The organism is Streptomyces sp. NPDC002958 (assembly GCF_055563255.1).
This window is the reverse complement of the sequence record NZ_JBVHDS010000001.1, coordinates 353901-371302: the sequence shown is the minus strand read 5'-3', so window position 1 is coordinate 371302 and position 17402 is coordinate 353901. Positions and strand designations below refer to the sequence as shown.

Below are 17402 nucleotides of genomic sequence, written 5' to 3'. Positions count from 1 at the left end.
CCCGTTCCCTCGAAGGCCAGATTACGGAGGGGATGCACGACCACGGAACCTCGCATCACCCAAGAGACCGCAGTGTGATGCTTGTCGCTCCGCCGTGTTCCGGCTGACATATCGCCAGATGTCAGAGCGTCACACGGTAGGAGGCGATGGCCTGTTCGTAGATGTCCGACACCTTGTCGCGCTGATCCTCCGGGCCGATGACCTGGAGGATGTGGTAGCGGCCGTCGACAATCATCGCGAGGTTACGGGCGTACACCTCACGGCCGTTGGCGTCCTGCCAGGTGAACTGGCCCTCGGCCATGGCCTGTCGTCCGACATCGATCCGGCGCAGCCCGCTCGACCCCGACCAGCTGGAGTCGCGGAACGGCTGCAGCTCCAGCTCCTTGCCGGCCTGGTATGCCAGCGGGTCGTCGCCGTTGGCCTTGACGGTGTCGCGTCCGGGGACGATCAGCAGGCTGAAGCCGTCGCTGCCGTAACGGATCTGACGATCCGCGTTGGCGGGACTGCGCTGCCAGCCCTTGAGCACACCGACCTCGAAACCCTCCGGGTCCTTGCGCAGGGCGTAGCCGGGGGCGAGCGCGACGGCGGAGCGGCTCGTCTGCGGCTGCTGCGCGCCGGGTGACTGCGCCGCCGGCTGACCGCCTGGCGCGGGCTCGCCGGCGCCGGGCTCCGGCGAACCGGACGTCGACGACCCCGGGCCCGAGAAGCGGGTGCCGGAGTCACTGTCCGCCTTGGGCATGAACGTAACCGCGTACGCGATGGCCGCGACCAGGGCCAGCAGAATCAGCACCAGAAGCAGACGCCCCAGCCGTCGCGGCGCCCGCCCCTCTCCCTGCTGAGGGTGGGGCGGCGGGGTGCGCAGCGCCTTGGGGCCCTTGGGCGCGCGCGGCGCTCTGGGTTCTCTCTCCGACCTGGGCCTGTCCTGCCGGTCGGGCTTCGCCTTCGTATGGCGGTGGCGACCGTGGGCCGCGGCCTGGCCGAAGCGGCCGAGTCGTCTGCGGACGAGCTCGCCCCGGCGGCGTACGACGGGCAGCCGGGTGCTGTCGGCGGACGGCAGTGGCACGACGTCCAGACCGGCCTCGGGCTCGGGTGCCGACCGCACGAGGGAGCGCAGCCAGCCGCGCAGCTCCTCGAAGTCCGGCCGCTCGGTGGGGTCCTGGCGCAGCAGCGACTCGACGACGGGGCGCAGTGGACCGCACTCCTCGGCGAATGCGGGCGGCTCCGCGCACACCATCTGAACCAGCTCGGCCGCGTTCTCCTCGGGGTAGGGGGCGTGGCCCTGTACGGCACGGTAGAGCAGCGCGCCCAGTGCCCAGAGGTCGGTGGCGGGACCGATCGGCGGCGCCAGCTGCCAGTTCTCGTGGACGGGGCCGGCCTGCTCGGGCGCCCAGCGCTCGGTGACCGCGCCGACGACGGCGATCCGGGCCTGCCGGGCGCGCTCGGCGGCGAGCGTGGTGGCGGGGCCACGGTAGGCGGGGCCCGTACGGCCGCTCGCGGTGATCTCGTCCCAGTCGCCCGGCTGTTGCTGTTGCTCGGGCCGGTGCGCCGGCAGCGCCGGGGGGTTGCCGTGGCGCCGGGCGTCGGCGCGCAGGGCGTCCTCGCCCGAGCCACCGGCGGGTACGGGGCGCCCGGATCCGGGGCCGTCGCTCCAGGTGCCGGTGAGATGCAGCCGTCGGCCGGGCGGCGGCTGGACGTCGCCGTCGTCGCCGCCGGTCGGGCCCGTCTCGACCGCCGGGCGGCCGAAACCGGCCTCCTCCTCGTCGTCGAGCTGCGGCGTCGGTGCGTACCCGCAGAGCGCCTCCTCCGCCGCCCCGGCCGCCAGACCGGTCAGCACGACGCGGCCGTCGTCGCAGATCAGCACCGTACGGACAGTGATGTTCCGGTGGGTCCAGCCATGGGCATGCAGCACCCGCAGCGCCGTCAGCACGTCGGAGCCGATCTCGGAGGCCCGGAAGGGATCGAGCGGGCACTCCGTCAGCAGGGCCGCGAGCGGGCGGGCCATGACGAGTTCGCTCACGATCCAGAGTGAGCCGGCCTCGGCGAACACGTCGAAGACCTGGTCGAGCCTGGGATGGTCGGGGACCTGGGCCGCTGCCTGCGCCGCCTCGATCGCGCGCTGGACCGCCGGGTCCGTGGCTTGCCGCACGGCACGCCCGGTGACCCGCCGGGCCGTCGGGGCCGGATCATCGGCGTCGAGCACCTCGGCGTCCACCACCTCGGGCAACGGCACCTGCCGGACCAGGACTTCCTGCCCGCTGTAGGTGTCGAACGCCCGGGTCTCGACCAGTTCGTGCTCATCGGACAGAGGCAGCGGAAGGCGGTAGCGGTCGGCAAGCACCCGACCCGCATAGTCGTCCACGACGCCTCCCCAGAGCGCGCTGCCCCCGGCCACGAAGACCGCACAAATCCCTCACATGCGGTCACTTGCCGTGCAATTGACCGACCGTTCCGGCTGCGTCCGGTCTTCAGGTTCTCACGATACGTGGCAAGTGACGGCCTGACGGCAGGGTCGACGCATCCCGGCCCTTTCACCCATGGATCAGCCGGTGGGCTCGAACGTGTCGAACGCGGTCTTGCGCAGCGTCCGGCACTCCTTGCTGTCCCACTCGCTGGCCTTGCAACTGACCATGATCGCATAGCCGTGGGTGGCGTCGACCTTGAAGCCCCGGTTCAGCACCCGGATCCGTTCACCCTGCTGGATGCGCTCGAACTCCCAGTCGGCGACGGTCGGGTAGCCGTTGTACTGGACCGTTTTCACGCCGCGGTGGCGGTAGCCGTCGCTGCTGGCCGCGACGCCGCTCCACGCGGCGTTCCAGGCTGCGGCGGCGTCGTCGCCGGGCGAATCGGTGTAGTCGACCTGGACGCGCGGGAAGCCTTTGTCGACGTTGTAGATGCCGCCGGAGTTGCGACCCGCCGTATCGGTGAGCCGGAAGTCCTCGGGCATCGCCATCTTGAAGTGGAACTGCTTGTTCGTGATGGCTTTGTATCCGGCGGGCAGTGCGTCACCTGCGTCCGCGTCGTCGCCCTTCGAACCGTCCGACCCCTTGCCCGCGTCGTCGTCCTTGTCCTTGCCCTGGCCGCCGCCCTGCTCCTGACCCTTGTCCTGGCCCTGATCCTTGCCACTGCCGCTGCCGCTGTCGGTGTCCGTGGAGCCGCCGGCCGTCGAGGCTCCGGCCGAGGCGGACTTGTCGTCCTTGCCGTTGCCGCCGCTCGCATCGTCCTTGTCATCTCCGCCGAGCGTGACCGCGAGGACCGTGCCGAGGACGGCGAGCACGATCACGGCCGCGATGACGGCCAGAGTGCGGCGCGACACCACGTCCGTAATGGGGGCACGGGACGGGGTGGTCGACGACATGGCCGGGCGCGGCGACGGTACGGCGGCGGAGGCCGTGGCCGGCTTCGCCGGAGTCGAGGGCCGGGCAGGCTTCGAAGGACCCGCCGAGGAAGGGGTCGACGGAGGGGTCGAGGGAGGGGGCGGCGTGGTGGTCGAGGTTGCTGCGGCCGCACCCGCCGCGACGGCCGGTGCCTTCGCGTTCCGTACGGAGCGCAGCGCACCCCGCAGCCGGTCCCGCGCGCCCTCGCCCGACTCCCCGGACTTCGACGCCGTCTTGGTGCCGGGCTCGGCCGTCTTGCCGGGCAGCGCCATGACCTGGGTGGCGTCGGCCGGCGGGGGCACCACCGGGGCCGGCTTCTCGGGAGCGTGGATCACATCGTTGAGCAGGGCGCGCGCGCCCGCGTCGTCGAGCCGCCGCTCGGGATCCCTGGCGAGCAGGCCGTAGATGACCTCCTCCAGCGGACCGGCGTTCTTCGGCGGGTCGAGCGGCTCGGTCATCACCGCGGTCAGGGTGGCGATGGCCGAGCCCTTGTCGTACGGCGGGGTTCCCTCGACGCTGGCGTACAGCAGTCCGCCGAGCGACCACAGGTCGGCGGGCGGTCCCGGCTTGTGCCCGCGGGCGCGCTCCGGGGAGATGTACGAGGGTGCGCCGACGAGCATGCCCGTCGAGGTGACCGACGGGTCGCCCTCGACCTGCGCGATGCCGAAGTCGGTCAGCACGACCCGGCCGTCCTCGGCGATCAGCACGTTGGAAGGCTTCACATCGCGGTGCAGGATGCCCTCGCGGTGCGCCGAACGCAGCACGTCGAGGATGGCGAGACCGACCTCGGCGGCGCGCCTCGGCGTCAGCACACCGTCCTCACGGATGGCCTCGGCGAGGGACTTGCCCTCGATGAGTTCCATCACGATCCACGGCCGGTCGTCCTCGTCGACCACGTCGTAGACCGTCACCGCGCCGTTGTTGCGGATCCTGGCGATCGCCTTCGCCTCACGCAGCGTGCGCGTGATGAGCCGACGCTTCTCGTCGTCATCGATGGCCGAAGGGAACCGCAGCTCCTTGACCGCGACCGTGCGGCCAAGCGTCTCGTCGACAGCACGCCAGACCGTGCCCATACCGCCCCGGCCGAGCACCTCCCCGAGCCGGTACCGCCCCGCGAGGAGACGTCCGTCCTTGTCCCGTTGGGGCTCCCGTGCCTGCTCCGCCTCCGACATGCGTCCCCTCTGCGATCAACCCGCCCTGGCAGAGCGTTCATTGTCCCTCACCCCAGGATGGGTCATGGTGCCGGGTCCGCAGGCCCGTCATGATGCGCCCGGAGAAAGGGGGTTCCCTGCCATGCCGATACTCAGGGCGCTGCGCGCCGCCCCGTTGCTGCCGGCGCTGTTCGGCCTGGGAACAGCGACCTTGCCCAGCGAACCACACCTCACGCCCGCAGCCTCCTACCTTCCCCGGCTCGTCGCCGAAGGCGGTGCTCCGACTGCGGCGCTACCGGCCTATCGCACCGCTTCCGCACCGTACGACACCTACCGCTCGACGGGTCCCGGTATCCGCAGGGCGGACCGGTTCCGGGCCGGCAGCGTCACCAAGACCCTCGTCGCCACCGTCGTGCTCCAACTCGCCCGGGAGAAACGGCTGCACCTGTCGGACATCGTCGACGACCTGCTGCCGGAGCTGATCCACGGCAACGGCAACGAGGGCCGTGGCATCACCCTGCACGCCCTGCCCTCCCCGCACGGCCGCGGCTGCACCCGCGACCCGGCCGACAGCAGCCTCCGCGATGTCACCGTGCTCGACCCGCGCACGGCGGGCGCGGCCGGGGAGCTGGTCTCCACGCTCACCGATCTGAACCGCTTCTACGCGGCCCTGCTGGCGGGCGCCTCCTCCCGCCCACCCAGCCGGCAACCCTGCTGAACACCGGTGCCACGCACAGCGTCTACGGCCTGGGCATCTATCCGCAGAAGCTCTCCTGCGGCACCACCGTCCGGGGCCACAGCGGCCGCATCGCGGGCAGTTACGTCCGTACCGCCACCACGCGCGACGGCAAGCACACCCTGACATTCCGCATCGACACGGACATGCTGACCAATGCGGAGACTCTCGAACCGGGGCTGCTCGACGCGGAGTTCTGCAGCGGCGAACCCCGTGCGTGAGACCTGGGGCGCGTCCGCCCCTAGAGCGGCACAATATCCGGTGCTCCGAGCCGCGCCGCGTCCGCCGTGAGATCGTCCGGCTGGCGCTGCGACTCGCGCTCCGCCTGCACCCGCTTCTCGTAGTGCTCGACCTCCCGGTCGATCTGCCCCTCGTCCCAGCCCAGCACCGGTGCCATCAGCTCCGCGCAGATCCGGGCGCTGCGCGTGCCCCGGTCGAAGGTCTCTATGGAGATCCGGGTGCGGCGGGTCAGTACGTCGTCGAGGTGGCGGGCCCCCTCGTGCGAGGCTGCGTAGACGATCTCGGCCTTCAGATAGTCGTCCGCCGCCGGCAGCGGCTGACCCAGCGTCGGATCGCCGACGATCAGTTCGAGGAGCTCCTCGGTCATCGAGCCGTAGCGGTTGAGCAGATGCTCCACCCGGGCGACATGGAGCCCCGTACGGGCCGCGATTCTCGCCCGGGCATTCCACAGCGCCCGGTATCCCTCGGCCCCCAGCAGCGGAATGTCCTCGGTGACGCACTCCGCCACCCGCTGGTCGAAACCGTGCACCGCCTCGTCCACGGCGTCCTTCGCCATCACCCGGTATGTCGTGTACTTGCCACCCGCCACGACCACTAGGCCCGGCAAGGGGTGCGCCACCGTGTGCTCGCGCGAGAGCTTGCTCGTCACATCCGACTCGCCGGCCAGCAGCGGCCGCAGCCCCGCATAGACACCCTGGACATCGTCCCTGGTCAGGGGCGTGGCCAGGACCGAGTTGACATGTTCGAGCAGATAGTCGATATCGGCACTCGACGCCGCCGGGTGCGCCTTGTCCAAGTCCCAGTCGGTGTCCGTCGTCCCGACGATCCAGTGCCGTCCCCACGGGATGACGAACAGGACGGACTTCTCCGTCCGCAGGATCAGGCCGGTCGAGGAGTGGATGCGGTCCTTCGGGACGACCAGATGGATGCCCTTGGACGCACGGACGTGGAAGAGACCGCGCTCCCCGATCAGCGCCTGGGTGTCATCCGTCCAGACCCCGGTCGCGTTGACCACCTGTTTGGCCCTGACCGCGTACTCCCCGCCCGCCTCTACGTCCTTCACGCGGGCGCCGACGACCCGCTCGCCCTCCCGGAGGAAGCCGATCACCCGCGCCCGGTTCGCCACATGGGCGCCGTATCCGGCGGCGGTGCGCACCAGGGTCGCCACGTAACGGGCGTCGTCCATCTGCGCGTCGTAGTACTGCAACGCCCCGACCAGGGCGTCCTTCCTCAGCGCCGGGGCGGCCCGCAGAGCGCGGCGGTGGGAGAGATGCCGGTGGACGGGCAGTCCGCGGCCGTGCCCCGATGACACCGACATCGCGTCGTAGAGGGCCACGCCGGAGCCGGCGTAGAAACGCTCCCAGCCCTTGTGCCGCAGCGGATAGAGGAATGGCACGGGCTTCACCAGATGCGGGGCCAACCGTCCCAGGAGCAGTCCGCGCTCCTTCAGCGCCTCCCGGACGAGCGCGAAGTCGAGCATCTCCAGATACCGCAGCCCGCCATGGATCAGCTTGCTCGACCTGCTCGATGTGCCCGAGGCCCAGTCGCGCGCCTCGACCAGGCCGGTCGAGATCCCTCTCGTCGCCGCGTCCAACGCCGTACCGGCACCGACCACGCCCGCCCCCACGACCAGCACGTCCAGTTCGCGCTCGGCCATCGCGGCAAGCGCGTCGGCACGCTCCGCAGGTCCCAGTGTCGCTGTCCTCACTGCTGCCTCCCGGGTAGATCGGGGTGGTCCGGCATGGAGTGCGACCCGACCGAGCGGCCGGGTGGCCCGTGCCCACCTCTCGATTCTGTCCGCCGTCCATGACTTCGGCCAGCGCCTGTGGACAACACCTGGGCGGCTGGGGCGTTGCAATGCGACATATAGGTCATATTTACGCCTAGTCTGACATTGCGCTGTCCTCAGCGGTTGCGCTTTCTACTCCTATGGTCTTAGGGAAGGACGGCCCATCCACATGCCCGCAGACCTCGCCGTCATCGGACTCGGCCACCTCGGCCTGCCCCTCGCCCAAGCCGCCGTCGCCGCCGGTGTCCAGACCGTCGGCTACGACACCGACCCACGCGCCTACGCGGAACTCTCCGCGGGCCGCACCCCCGTCGAGGGATCGCTCACCGCCTCGGACGTCCGCCGGATGCTCTCGGGGGGTTTCCGGCCCACCACCGACCCGGCCGAACTGGGCCGGGTCCGTACCGCGGTGATCTGCGCGCCCACCCCGCTCGGCGCCGACCGCACCCTCGACCTCACCGCGGTCGGCGACGCGGCCCGCGCGCTCGCCGCCCGGCTGCGCCCGCACACCACGGTCCTGCTGGAATCGGCCGTGCAGCCCGGCACCACCGAGACCTATGTGCTGCCCCTCCTCGAAGAGGGTTCGGGGCTCCGCGCCGGACGCGACTTCCACCTCGCCCACTCCCCCAGCCGCCTCGACCCCGGCAACAGGACCCACGTCTACGCCAACACCCCCAAGGTCATCGGCGGCCTCACCCCCGCCTGCACCGAATCCGCCGCCGCCTTCTACGGCCGGCTCACCGACAAGGTGGTCCGGGCCCGCGGGCCGCGCGAGGCCGAAATGACGAAGGTCCTGGAGACCAACTTCCGGCACGTCAACATCGCCCTGGTCAACGAGATGGCGGTGCTCTGCCACGATCTCGGCGTCGACCTGTGGGATGTCATCCGATGCGCCGAGACCAAGCCTTTCGGCTTCCAGCCGTTCCGGCCGGGCCCGGGCGTGGGCGGCCACGGCGCCCCCGTCGACCCGGGCTACCTCCCGTACAACAGCCGCACCCCCGGCCACCCGTTGCGCATGGTCTCGCTCGCCCTGGAGATCAACGACCGGATGCCCCAGTACGTGATCCAGCGCTGCGCCACCCTCCTGAACGAACACGGCAAATCCGTACGCGGCGCCCGGGTACTTCTCCTCGGCGTCACCTACAAGCCGGACCTCGCCGACCAGGAGGCCTCCCCCGCCCGGGAGATCGCGACCCGGCTCATGGACATGGGCGCCCAGATCGGCTACCACGACCCGCACGTCCTGGACTGGCGCGTACGCGAACTCCCGGTCCCGCGCGCCGACTCGCTGTACGAGGCGGCATCGAGCGCCGACCTCACGGTGCTGCTCCAGCATCACCGTACGTACGATCTCCAGGGCCTCGCGGTGAAGGCTCAGCTCCTCCTGGACACCCGCGGCGCGACCCCGGGAGGGGCCGCACACCGGTTGTAAGAAGGATTTACCCAAGGATTTCGGTGGGCGATGTCACAGGCGGCTGCTAGCCTGCGGCGTCACTTCTCGCACAGTCGTGCGCTTTCGTCCCAGGGGGGATCCCACCATGAGTCAGCCCGTGCCGCCGTCCCCGCCGTAGATGCCTGCGGCGACGAGGGCCGCGACGACGGCGGCGATCAGGCCGAGGCCCAGGTTGTTGCGGGCCGGGGCCGGCGGGGTGAACGGTGCGCCGTCGAACGGAGCGCCGGGCTGGCCGGGCTGGCCGTACGGGCCCGGCTGCTGGCCCGCGAACGGGTTGCCGGTCGGGGCGCCGGGCTGCTGGCCCGCGTACGGGTTGCCGCCGGCGGGCTGGGCATCGTGCGGCTGGCATCGGCGCCACCAAGCACCAGATCGGCTACGCGGCCGTGGGCGTCGGCTTCCTCATCGGCTTCGCAGCGGGCAAGGTCGGCGGCCGCAACCCCGCGCTCCCGGTCCTCAGCGCGGTGCTCGCGCTGGTCTCCGTCTACTTCGGGCAGCTGCTCGGTGAGGCGATGATCGCCGCGAAGGAGCTCCCGGTCACCGTCTCCGAGCTGTTCTTCGACCACTTCGGCCTCCTGAACGAGGGGTGGAAGGCCGACGCCAGCCCGCTCACCTTCGTCTTCATCGTGATCGCCGCGTTCGCCGCGTTCTCCGGCGCCAAGAAGGCCGCGGACTGATCCGGCTCATACGGAAGGGCCCGGACCACTTGAGCGATCCGGGCCCTTCCGTATGTCCGTCAACCATCAGCGACGGTGCTGCGAGTCCGCCACCGTCACCTCGACGCGCTGGAACTCCTTGAGGTCGCTGTACCCCGTCGTCGCCATCGCCCGGCGCAGCGCACCGAAGATGTTCATCGAACCGTCGGGGGTGTGCGAAGGACCGGTCAGGACCTCCTCGGTCGTGCCGACGGAGCCCAGGTCCACCAGCTTGCCGCGCGGCACGTCCTCGTGGACCGCCTCCATGCCCCAGTGGCGGCCGCGGCCCGGCGCGTCCGTCGCACGGGCCAGCGGGGAGCCCATCATCACGGCGTCCGCACCGCAGGCGATAGCCTTCGGCAGGTCGCCGGACCAGCCGACGCCGCCGTCCGCGATCACGTGCACATACCGGCCGCCGGACTCGTCCATGTAGTCGCGGCGGGCCCCGGCCACGTCGGCGACCGCGGTCGCCATCGGGACCTGGATGCCGAAGACGTTGCGCGTGGTGTGCGCGGCGCCACCCCCGAAGCCGACGAGGACACCCGCTGCACCGGTCCGCATCAGGTGCAGGGCCGCGGTGTACGTGGCACAGCCGCCGACGATCACCGGGACGTCCAGCTCGTAGATGAACTGCTTGAGGTTGAGCGGCTCGGCCGCACCCGAGACGTGCTCGGCGGAGACCGTCGTACCGCGGATGACGAAGATGTCCACACCCGCGTCGACGACGGCCTTGGAGAACTGCGCGGTGCGCTGCGGGGAGAGCGCGGCGGCGGTGACGACACCGGAGTCGCGCACCTCCTTGATGCGCTGCCCGATCAGCTCCTCCTGGATCGGAGCGGAGTAGATCTCCTGAAGGCGGCGGGTCGCGGACTCGACGGGCATCTCGGCGATCTCGTCGAGCAGCGGCTGCGGGTCGGCGTGCCGGGTCCACAGGCCCTCAAGATTGAGGACACCGAGGCCGCCCAGCTCACCGATGCGGATCGCGGTCTGCGGGGAGACCACGGAGTCCATGGGAGCCGCCAGGAATGGCAGCTCGAAACGGTAGGCGTCGATCTGCCAGGCGATCGAGACCTCCTTCGGGTCGCGGGTACGACGGCTCGGAACGACGGCGATGTCGTCGAATGCGTACGCCCGGCGGCCGCGCTTGCCGCGCCCGATCTCGATCTCAGTCACGATGGTGTGGCCTTTCCCTCTACGTCTGCGTTGTCCAGTATCCCCGACACACGACTGAGGGGCGGTCCCGGGAACCCCGGGCCGCCCCTCAGCTGCACTGTTGCGTTACTTCCTGCTGTAGTTCGGCGCCTCGACCGTCATCTGGATGTCGTGCGGGTGGCTCTCCTTGAGGCCCGCGGACGTGATGCGGACGAAACGGCCCTTGGTCTCCATCTCGTCGATGGAGGCGGCGCCCACATAACCCATGGTCTGGCGAAGGCCGCCGACGAGCTGGTGCAGCACGTTGGCCAGCGGACCGCGGTAGGGCACCTGGCCCTCGATGCCCTCGGGCACCAGCTTGTCGTCCGAGGCCACGTCGGCCTGGAAGTAGCGGTCCTTGGAGTACGAGCGGCCCTGCCCGCGGGACTGCATCGCCCCGAGGGAACCCATGCCGCGGTACGACTTGAACTGCTTGCCGTTGATGAAGAGGAGCTCGCCGGGAGACTCCTCGCAGCCCGCGAGGAGGCTGCCCAGCATGACCGTGTCGGCACCGGCGGCGAGTGCCTTGCCGATGTCGCCGGAATACTGCAGGCCGCCGTCGCCGATGACCGGGACGCCGGCCGCGCGGGCGGCGAGTGCGGCCTCGTAGATCGCGGTGACCTGCGGGACGCCGATCCCGGCAACCACGCGGGTGGTGCAGATGGAGCCGGGGCCCACGCCGACCTTGACGCCGTCGACACCGGCGTCGATCAGGGCCTGCGCGCCGTCACGCGTCGCGACGTTGCCGCCGATGACGTCGACGCCGACGCTGGACTTGATCTTCGCCATCCAGTTCAGCGCATTGCTGTTGTGTCCGTGCGAGGTGTCGACGATGAGGAAGTCCGCGCCCGCCGCGGCCAGGGCCTGCGCGCGCTCCAGGGCCTCGGGGCTGGCGCCGACCGCCGCGCCGACGAGCAGGCGGCCCTCGGCGTCCTTGGCCGCGTTCGGGTACTGCTCGGCCTTCACGAAGTCCTTGACCGTGATGAGGCCCTTGAGCACGCCCGCGTCGTCGACCAGCGGAAGCTTCTCGATCTTGTGGCGACGCAGCAGCTCCATGGCGTCGACGCCGGAGATGCCGACCTTGCCCGTCACGAGCGGCATCGGCGTCATGACCTCGCGCACCTGGCGGCTGCGGTCGGACTCGAACGCCATGTCGCGGTTGGTGACGATGCCGAGCAGCTTGCCCGCCGGGTCGGTCACCGGGACGCCGCTGATGCGGAACTTGGCGCACAGCGCGTCGGCCTCGGCCAGCGTCGCGTCCGGGTGCACGGTGATCGGGTCGGTCACCATGCCGGACTCGGAGCGCTTCACCAGGTCGACCTGGTTGACCTGGTCCTCTATGGACAGGTTGCGGTGCAGCACACCGACGCCGCCCTGCCGCGCCATGGCGATGGCCATGCGGGACTCGGTGACCTTGTCCATCGCCGCGGAGAGCAGCGGAATGTTCACGCGTACGTTGCGGGAGATACGGGACGAGATGTCGACTGCGTTGGGCAGCACTTCGGATGCGCCGGGCAGCAGCAGCACGTCGTCGTATGTCAGCCCGAGCGTCGCGAATTTCTCGGGCACTCCGTCGACGTTTGCAGTCATGACACCTTCCCCAAATGGCCTTGATCGGTGCGGATGTCCATGCTAACGGCCTTCGGGGGTGTCTCATTCCACGAGCAAGATCACCTAGAGGTTCTGTAGCTTCGTACAGAACTTTCCGTACGGGTCCGACCTGATCCGCTCACTGCTCCGCGAGGGCCCGCAGCCTGCTCAGCGCCCGGTGCTGGGCGACCCGGACCGCACCCGGTGACATGCCGAGCATCTGTCCGGTCTCCTCGGCGGTCAGACCGACCGCGACCCGCAGAACGAGCAGCTCACGCTGGTTGTCCGGGAGGTTGGCAAGAAGCTTCTTGGCCCAGGCGGCATCGCTGCTGAGCAGCGCGCGCTCCTCCGGCCCGAGCGAATCGTCCGGCCGCTCGGGCATCTCGTCGGAGGGCACGGCCGTCGATCCCGGGTGCCGCATGGCGGCCCGCTGGAGATCGGCGACCTTGTGGCCCGCGATGGCGAAGACAAAGGCTTCGAAGGGTCTGCCGGTGTCCTTGTAGCGCGGCAGCGCCATCAGTACCGCGACACAGACCTCCTGCGCCAGGTCCTCCACGAAGTGGCGGGCATCACCGGGCAGCCGGTTCAGCCGTGACCTGCAGTAGCGCAGCGCGAGAGGATGGACATGGGCCAGCAGATCATGAGTGGCCTGCGCGTCGCCCTCGACAGCACGGTGCACCAGTGCACCGATCACCGTCGTCTCGTCGTCGCGCATCGGACCATGGTGCCTCGGAGCCGCATCTTCTGCTCCGCCGCCTCCGTAGTTGTGCACCGAAGCGTTATGAGCGGGTGCGCCGGAAGTCATGACCTGCGCCCTCCCCTTCCGCTCGACCGAATCGTTCCCGAGGAACTCCACATCTCAAGGATGCGGCATCGGCCGGGAAGCTTCACATTCCGTCAGCGCGAAGGGCACCACCGACGGGTCGGACTCCGTCCCGCCCACATCGCCCCCCTCGCCCCGTCCGCCGGTATGCGGACGGGGAATCGATCGACTGCCGGCCATGGCCGGTCCTCAGCGGACCAGGCCCCAGCGGAAGCCGAGCGCCACGGCGTGCGCCCGGTCCGAGGCGCCGAGTTTCTTGAACAGACGCCTGGCGTGCGTCTTGACCGTGTCCTCGGAGAGGAACAACTCACGGCCGATCTCGGCATTCGAGCGGCCGTGGCTCATTCCTTCGAGCACCTGGATCTCACGTGCCGTAAGCGTCGGCGCCGCGCCCATCTCGGCCGACCGCAGTCGGCGCGGGGCGAGCCGCCACGTCGGATCGGCCAGCGCCTGGGTGACGGTGGCCCGCAGTTCCGCGCGGGAGGCGTCCTTGTGCAGATAGCCGCGGGCACCGGCGGCGACCGCGAGCGCGACACCGTCCAGGTCCTCGGCGACGGTCAGCATGATGATCCTGGCGCCGGGGTCGGCGGAGAGCAGTCGCCGGACCGTCTCCACACCCCCCAGGCCGGGCATGCGTACGTCCATCAGAATCAGATCCGAACGGTCGGCGCCCCAGCGGCGGAGGACTTCCTCGCCGTTGGCCGCCGTCGTCACACGCTCGACGCCGGGCACGGTCGCGACCGCGCGACGGAGCGCTTCTCGGGCAAGCGGGGAGTCGTCGCAGACGAGGACGGATGTCATGACCGTCCTCCGCAGCTGATGCGCGTCACCTTGAGCCTCCAGGCTGTTACAAGTCGTCACCTGAGCGGTTGACGCTCTCGGACATCTGCCCGATCGCTTTTTCTGTCAACCGCCTCCGCCCTCTCAACGACGGTCACTCGAAAGAGTTACGGGTCAGACGATCGGGTTCGGCACTCTACGTGAGGGTGCGAGCACAGAGGAGAGCGGCACGGATCATCCAACCGTCAACCGAAACTTCGCACGAAGGTATGCCCCATTTAGCGGGTTTTCTTCCCTTTTACTGGTGTCTGTGGCTAGATTCGCAATCAGTCATATTTACATCTACTTACACCGTAGATGTAATGTCATGAGCACGGCCAAAAACTGACGACAACGATGTTTCCGACTCAGCATGGTTTCGAGGGGACAAGCAATGGCAGATTTCTCCCGCCTTCCCGGACCCAACGCCGATCTGTGGGACTGGCAGCTGTTGGCGGCCTGCCGTGGGGTCGACAGCTCGCTGTTCTTCCACCCGGAGGGTGAACGCGGGGCTGCACGGAGCGCCCGCGAGAACTCGGCAAAAGAGGTCTGTATGCGATGCCCGGTACGCGCCGAGTGCGCCGCACACGCACTGGCGGTGCGAGAGCCCTACGGAGTGTGGGGCGGACTGACCGAGGACGAGCGCGAGGAGCTCATGGGACGGGCCCGCAATCGCCTGATCTCGGCGGTGGCGCCGTCGGGCGTTCCGTCCCCGTCGGTGCACGGCTGATTTCGCCGCACCCCGCGCAGGAAATAGAAAAACGTTTCTGCACTTCACCCGGCCGTCGAGGAGGGCCGGGTCTCAGGCAGGCCGCTCAGCGGGCGGCCGCCAGGGACAGCCGTTCCAGGGTGGCCGCCACCGCAGGGACCTGGGCCAGGTCGGGCAAAGTCAGTGCGACGATCTCGCGCTCGATGGCCGGTTCCACCGTCACGGTGCGGGCCCCCTTGGGGCGTACCGACTCGATCGCCAGCTCCGGCAGTACGGCCACCCCCAGTCCGGCGCCGACCAGGCCGATCACCGCCGGGTAGTCGTCGGTGGCGAAGTCGATCCGGGGGGTGAAGCCGGACTCCTCACAGACCTCCACCAGCTGGCGGCGGCAGCGCGGGCAGCCCGCGATCCACGACTCGTCGGCCAGCTCGGCAATGCCCACCGCGGCCGAACCGGCCAACCGGTGCCCCTCGGGAACCAGGCCGATCAGCCGGTCGGTGAGCAGCGGGCGTACAACCATGTCGTCCCACTCCGCCCCGGAGGGGCCGTAGCGGAACGCCAGCGCGACGTCGCAGTCACCCTCGCGCAGCATCTCCACCGAGCGCGGCGGCTCGGCCTCGACCAGGGAGACACGGGTGCCGGGGTGGGCCGCGCGCAGTGCCGCGAGGGCGCCGGGGACCAGCGTGGAGCTGCCGCTGGGGAACGAGACGAGCCGGACCCGGCCGGCCCGCAGCCCGGCAATCGCGGCGACCTCCTCCTCGGCAGCGGTGAGCCCGGCGAGGATGCCGGAGGCGTGCCGGACGAGCGCCTCACCCGCCTGGGTGAGGCGCATCTCGCGTCCCGTACGGATCAGCAGCGTGGTGCCCGCGGAGGCTTCCAGGGCCTTCATCTGCTGGCTGACCGCGGGTTGGGTGCAGCCGAGTTCGCGGGCCGCGGCGGAGAACGAGCCGGTGGCGGCCACGGCACGCAGGACACGGAGATGACGGGCTTCGATCACCCTTCAACCATAAGCGCATCTTGGGTCAGGTGCGAGTTATTGATGTATACCTTTCAGGGCGGAGTGGCTAGCGTTCTCCGCATGAAGCCTACGAAGCCGATGAAGTTGCTGAAGTTGCTGAAGCCGATGAAGTTGCTGACCGTGAATGTGGGACGGCCTGAGGTCGTCGACTACTCCGACGCCCCCGGCGGCGCGACCGGGATCGACAAGCGGCCGACCGACGGCCCCGTACGCGTCACCGACCCCGGCCCCAAGGGCACCGGCGGCAGTGGCCTGGCCGGGGACACGGTGTGCGATCTGCGCCATCACGGCGGCTCCGACCAAGCCGTGTACGCCTTCGCCCGCGAGGAACTCGACGCCTGGGAGCGGGAACTCGGCCGCCCGCTGGCCAATGGCGCGTTCGGTGAGAATCTGACGACCAGTGGGCTGGACGTGAACGGTGCGAAGATCGGCGAACGCTGGAGGATCGGCCCCGACCTGGTCCTGGAGGTCACGTCGGGCCGGATTCCGTGCCGTACGTTCGCCGGTCATCTCGACGAGAAGCGCTGGGTCAAGCGGTTCACGCAGGCAGCCGCCCCGGGGGCCTATCTGCGGGTGATCGAGCCGGGCGAGATCCGCGCCGGGGACCCGGTGGAGATCATCCACCGACCGGACCACGACGTCACCGTGGAGCTGGAATTCCAGGCCGCGACCACTCGGCGGGAGCTGCTCCCGAAGCTGCTCGTGGCCCGGGAGGCACTGCATCCGAAGTCGCTGAGTGCCGCCCTGAAGTACGTGGAGAAGGAGGCGGCGGGCGAGTGATCGCAGTGGTCCGCGAGGCACCGGTGCCCGACCGTCCCCGATCCGCCGGGCAGGCACTAACGTGCCGCGTATGACGACTGCTCTGATTACAGGCGCGACCGCGGGGATCGGAGCCGCCTTCGCGCGGCGGCTCGCGGCCGATGGACACAACCTGGTGCTGGTGGCGCGCGACACCGAGCGGCTGCGCGAGCAGGCGACCGAGTTGCACGACCGGCACGGCATCGAGGCCGAGGTGCTGACGGCCGACCTGTCCGAGGACAAGGGGATCGCCGCGGTCGAGGCCCGGTTGACGGACCGTCATCAGTCGGTCGACCTGCTGGTCAACAACGCCGGGTTCGGCAACAAGGGCCGCTATCTGGATGTACCCATGGCCGATGAGCTGAACATGCTGAAGGTGCACTGCGAGGCGGTGCTGCGGCTGACCTCGGCGGCCGCGGCCGGGATGCGGGAGCGCGGCCGGGGCGGGATCGTCAATGTGGCCTCGGTGGCGGCGTTCGTGCCGCGCGGGACGTATGGCGCGTCCAAGGCATGGGTCGTGCAGTTCACCCAGGGCGCGGCGAAGGATCTGGCCGGTACGGGGGTGCGGCTGATGGCGCTGTGCCCGGGCTTCGTACGGACGGAGTTCCACCAGCGGGCCGGGATGGGGACCGGCAACATTCCGGGCTGGATGTGGCTCGACGCGGACAAGCTGGTGGCTGTGGCCCTGGCGGATCTGGCACGCGGCAGGTCGGTCTCGATCCCGGACCCGCGGTACAAGGCGTTGATGGGGCTCGTGAAGGTGACGCCGCGTGGCCTGCTCGGAGGGGTCACCTCCAAGACAGGCCGCAAGTACGGGCCTCAGTGAGTGAGCCGTTACCGGGTGGGCCGTCAGCACACTCCGCGGCCCGCACAGGCGCCGATGTCGGGGGCGCCGGGCTTCAGTTCATTGCCGAAGTAGTCCTTGCCGGCGTTGTTGACGAGCTGGAGCGATACACACAGGGGCGGCCGTTCGCGGATCCGGTGCGGGCGGGAGTGCTTCCGCGCTCGGCGTGACGGGG

Annotated in this window: 13 protein-coding genes and 2 pseudogenes; 6 read left to right on the top strand and 9 right to left on the bottom strand. The window is 70.0% G+C overall.

Features of this window, described 5'->3' with window-relative positions; genetic code table 11:
• Nucleotides 1-121 precede the first annotated feature (121 nt).
• Together ACZ3IC_RS01785 and ACZ3IC_RS01780 are read right to left on the bottom strand one after the other, a co-directional pair.
• Nucleotides 122-2359 carry a serine/threonine-protein kinase gene (locus ACZ3IC_RS01785; protein ID WP_467411543.1) on the bottom strand — a complete coding sequence of 746 codons (2238 nt, stop codon included), beginning with the start codon at nucleotides 2357-2359 and terminating at the stop codon, nucleotides 122-124.
• A gap of 180 nt (nucleotides 2360-2539) precedes the next feature.
• Nucleotides 2540-4546 carry a serine/threonine-protein kinase gene (locus tag ACZ3IC_RS01780; RefSeq protein WP_467411540.1) on the bottom strand — a complete coding sequence of 669 codons (2007 nt, stop codon included), beginning with the start codon at nucleotides 4544-4546 and terminating at the stop codon, nucleotides 2540-2542.
• A gap of 121 nt (nucleotides 4547-4667) precedes the next feature.
• Between ACZ3IC_RS01780 and ACZ3IC_RS01775 the strand changes: the two are divergent.
• Nucleotides 4668-5482 (top strand): annotated as a pseudogene (locus ACZ3IC_RS01775) (serine hydrolase).
• Between the two features lie 20 nt (nucleotides 5483-5502).
• Here ACZ3IC_RS01775 and ACZ3IC_RS01770 read toward each other — a convergent pair.
• Nucleotides 5503-7209, bottom strand: coding sequence for a glycerol-3-phosphate dehydrogenase/oxidase (locus ACZ3IC_RS01770; protein ID WP_467411539.1), 1707 nt, complete (start codon nucleotides 7207-7209; stop codon nucleotides 5503-5505).
• 250 nt (nucleotides 7210-7459) lie between these two features.
• Here ACZ3IC_RS01770 and ACZ3IC_RS01765 point away from each other — a divergent pair, with 250 nt between their 5' ends.
• A complete protein-coding gene (locus tag ACZ3IC_RS01765) occupies nucleotides 7460-8722 on the top strand; it encodes a nucleotide sugar dehydrogenase (protein ID WP_467411538.1) in 1263 nt (420 codons plus the stop codon).
• A 117-nt stretch (nucleotides 8723-8839) separates the two neighbouring features.
• On the opposite strand, the pseudogene ACZ3IC_RS01760 reads toward ACZ3IC_RS01765, so the two are convergent.
• Nucleotides 8840-9088 (bottom strand): annotated as a pseudogene (locus ACZ3IC_RS01760) (hypothetical protein); the annotation flags it as partial.
• 38 nt (nucleotides 9089-9126) lie between these two features.
• Between ACZ3IC_RS01760 and ACZ3IC_RS01755 the strand changes: the two are divergent.
• The gene (locus ACZ3IC_RS01755; protein ID WP_467411536.1) at nucleotides 9127-9417 is read left to right on the top strand and encodes a hypothetical protein; all 291 of its coding nucleotides are present in this window, start codon (nucleotides 9127-9129) and stop codon (nucleotides 9415-9417) included.
• 66 nt (nucleotides 9418-9483) lie between these two features.
• On the opposite strand, the gene ACZ3IC_RS01750 is transcribed toward ACZ3IC_RS01755, so the two are convergent.
• The 4 genes from ACZ3IC_RS01750 to ACZ3IC_RS01735 form a co-directional block, all read right to left on the bottom strand.
• Nucleotides 9484-10608, bottom strand: a complete 1125-nt coding sequence (locus tag ACZ3IC_RS01750) for a GuaB3 family IMP dehydrogenase-related protein (RefSeq protein WP_072486665.1) — start codon at nucleotides 10606-10608, stop codon at nucleotides 9484-9486.
• A gap of 105 nt (nucleotides 10609-10713) precedes the next feature.
• Nucleotides 10714-12216, bottom strand: a complete 1503-nt coding sequence (gene guaB / locus ACZ3IC_RS01745) for an IMP dehydrogenase (RefSeq protein ID WP_467411534.1) — start codon at nucleotides 12214-12216, stop codon at nucleotides 10714-10716.
• 139 nt (nucleotides 12217-12355) lie between these two features.
• On the bottom strand, nucleotides 12356-12931 hold the full coding sequence (locus ACZ3IC_RS01740; RefSeq protein WP_093893485.1) for a sigma-70 family RNA polymerase sigma factor: 576 nt from the start codon (nucleotides 12929-12931) through the stop codon (nucleotides 12356-12358).
• Between the two features lie 297 nt (nucleotides 12932-13228).
• Entirely contained in the window at nucleotides 13229-13840 is a 612-nt protein-coding gene (locus tag ACZ3IC_RS01735; protein ID WP_003948568.1) for a response regulator transcription factor, read from the bottom strand.
• Nucleotides 13841-14252: 412 nt separating this feature from the next.
• Here ACZ3IC_RS01735 and ACZ3IC_RS01730 point away from each other — a divergent pair, with 412 nt between their 5' ends.
• Complete coding sequence (locus ACZ3IC_RS01730) at nucleotides 14253-14588, top strand: WhiB family transcriptional regulator (RefSeq protein WP_467411533.1); 336 nt, start codon at nucleotides 14253-14255, stop codon at nucleotides 14586-14588.
• 85 nt (nucleotides 14589-14673) lie between these two features.
• On the opposite strand, the gene ACZ3IC_RS01725 is transcribed toward ACZ3IC_RS01730, so the two are convergent.
• Entirely contained in the window at nucleotides 14674-15564 is an 891-nt protein-coding gene (locus ACZ3IC_RS01725; protein WP_467411531.1) for a LysR family transcriptional regulator, read from the bottom strand.
• Nucleotides 15565-15690: 126 nt separating this feature from the next.
• Between ACZ3IC_RS01725 and ACZ3IC_RS01720 the strand changes: the two genes are divergently transcribed.
• The gene (locus tag ACZ3IC_RS01720; protein ID WP_467412090.1) at nucleotides 15691-16365 is read left to right on the top strand and encodes an MOSC domain-containing protein; all 675 of its coding nucleotides are present in this window, start codon (nucleotides 15691-15693) and stop codon (nucleotides 16363-16365) included.
• A gap of 70 nt (nucleotides 16366-16435) precedes the next feature.
• Entirely contained in the window at nucleotides 16436-17209 is a 774-nt protein-coding gene (locus ACZ3IC_RS01715) for an SDR family NAD(P)-dependent oxidoreductase (RefSeq protein ID WP_467411530.1), read from the top strand.
• The last annotated feature ends 193 nt before the right edge of the window (nucleotides 17210-17402 follow it).

Excerpts from the sequence above, each read along its gene's own strand:
- guaB (WP_467411534.1), bottom strand. The coding sequence starts at position 12,216 with ATGACTGCAAACGTCGACGGAGTGCCCGAGAAATTCGCGACGCTCGGG.
- ACZ3IC_RS01720 (WP_467412090.1), top strand. The coding sequence starts at position 15,691 with ATGAAGTTGCTGACCGTGAATGTGGGACGGCCTGAGGTCGTCGACTAC.
- ACZ3IC_RS01730 (WP_467411533.1), top strand. The coding sequence starts at position 14,253 with ATGGCAGATTTCTCCCGCCTTCCCGGACCCAACGCCGATCTGTGGGAC.
- ACZ3IC_RS01715 (WP_467411530.1), top strand. The coding sequence starts at position 16,436 with ATGACGACTGCTCTGATTACAGGCGCGACCGCGGGGATCGGAGCCGCC.
- ACZ3IC_RS01735 (WP_003948568.1), bottom strand. The coding sequence starts at position 13,840 with ATGACATCCGTCCTCGTCTGCGACGACTCCCCGCTTGCCCGAGAAGCG.
- ACZ3IC_RS01765 (WP_467411538.1), top strand. The coding sequence starts at position 7,460 with ATGCCCGCAGACCTCGCCGTCATCGGACTCGGCCACCTCGGCCTGCCC.
- ACZ3IC_RS01740 (WP_093893485.1), bottom strand. The coding sequence starts at position 12,931 with ATGCGCGACGACGAGACGACGGTGATCGGTGCACTGGTGCACCGTGCT.
- ACZ3IC_RS01780 (WP_467411540.1), bottom strand. The coding sequence starts at position 4,546 with ATGTCGGAGGCGGAGCAGGCACGGGAGCCCCAACGGGACAAGGACGGA.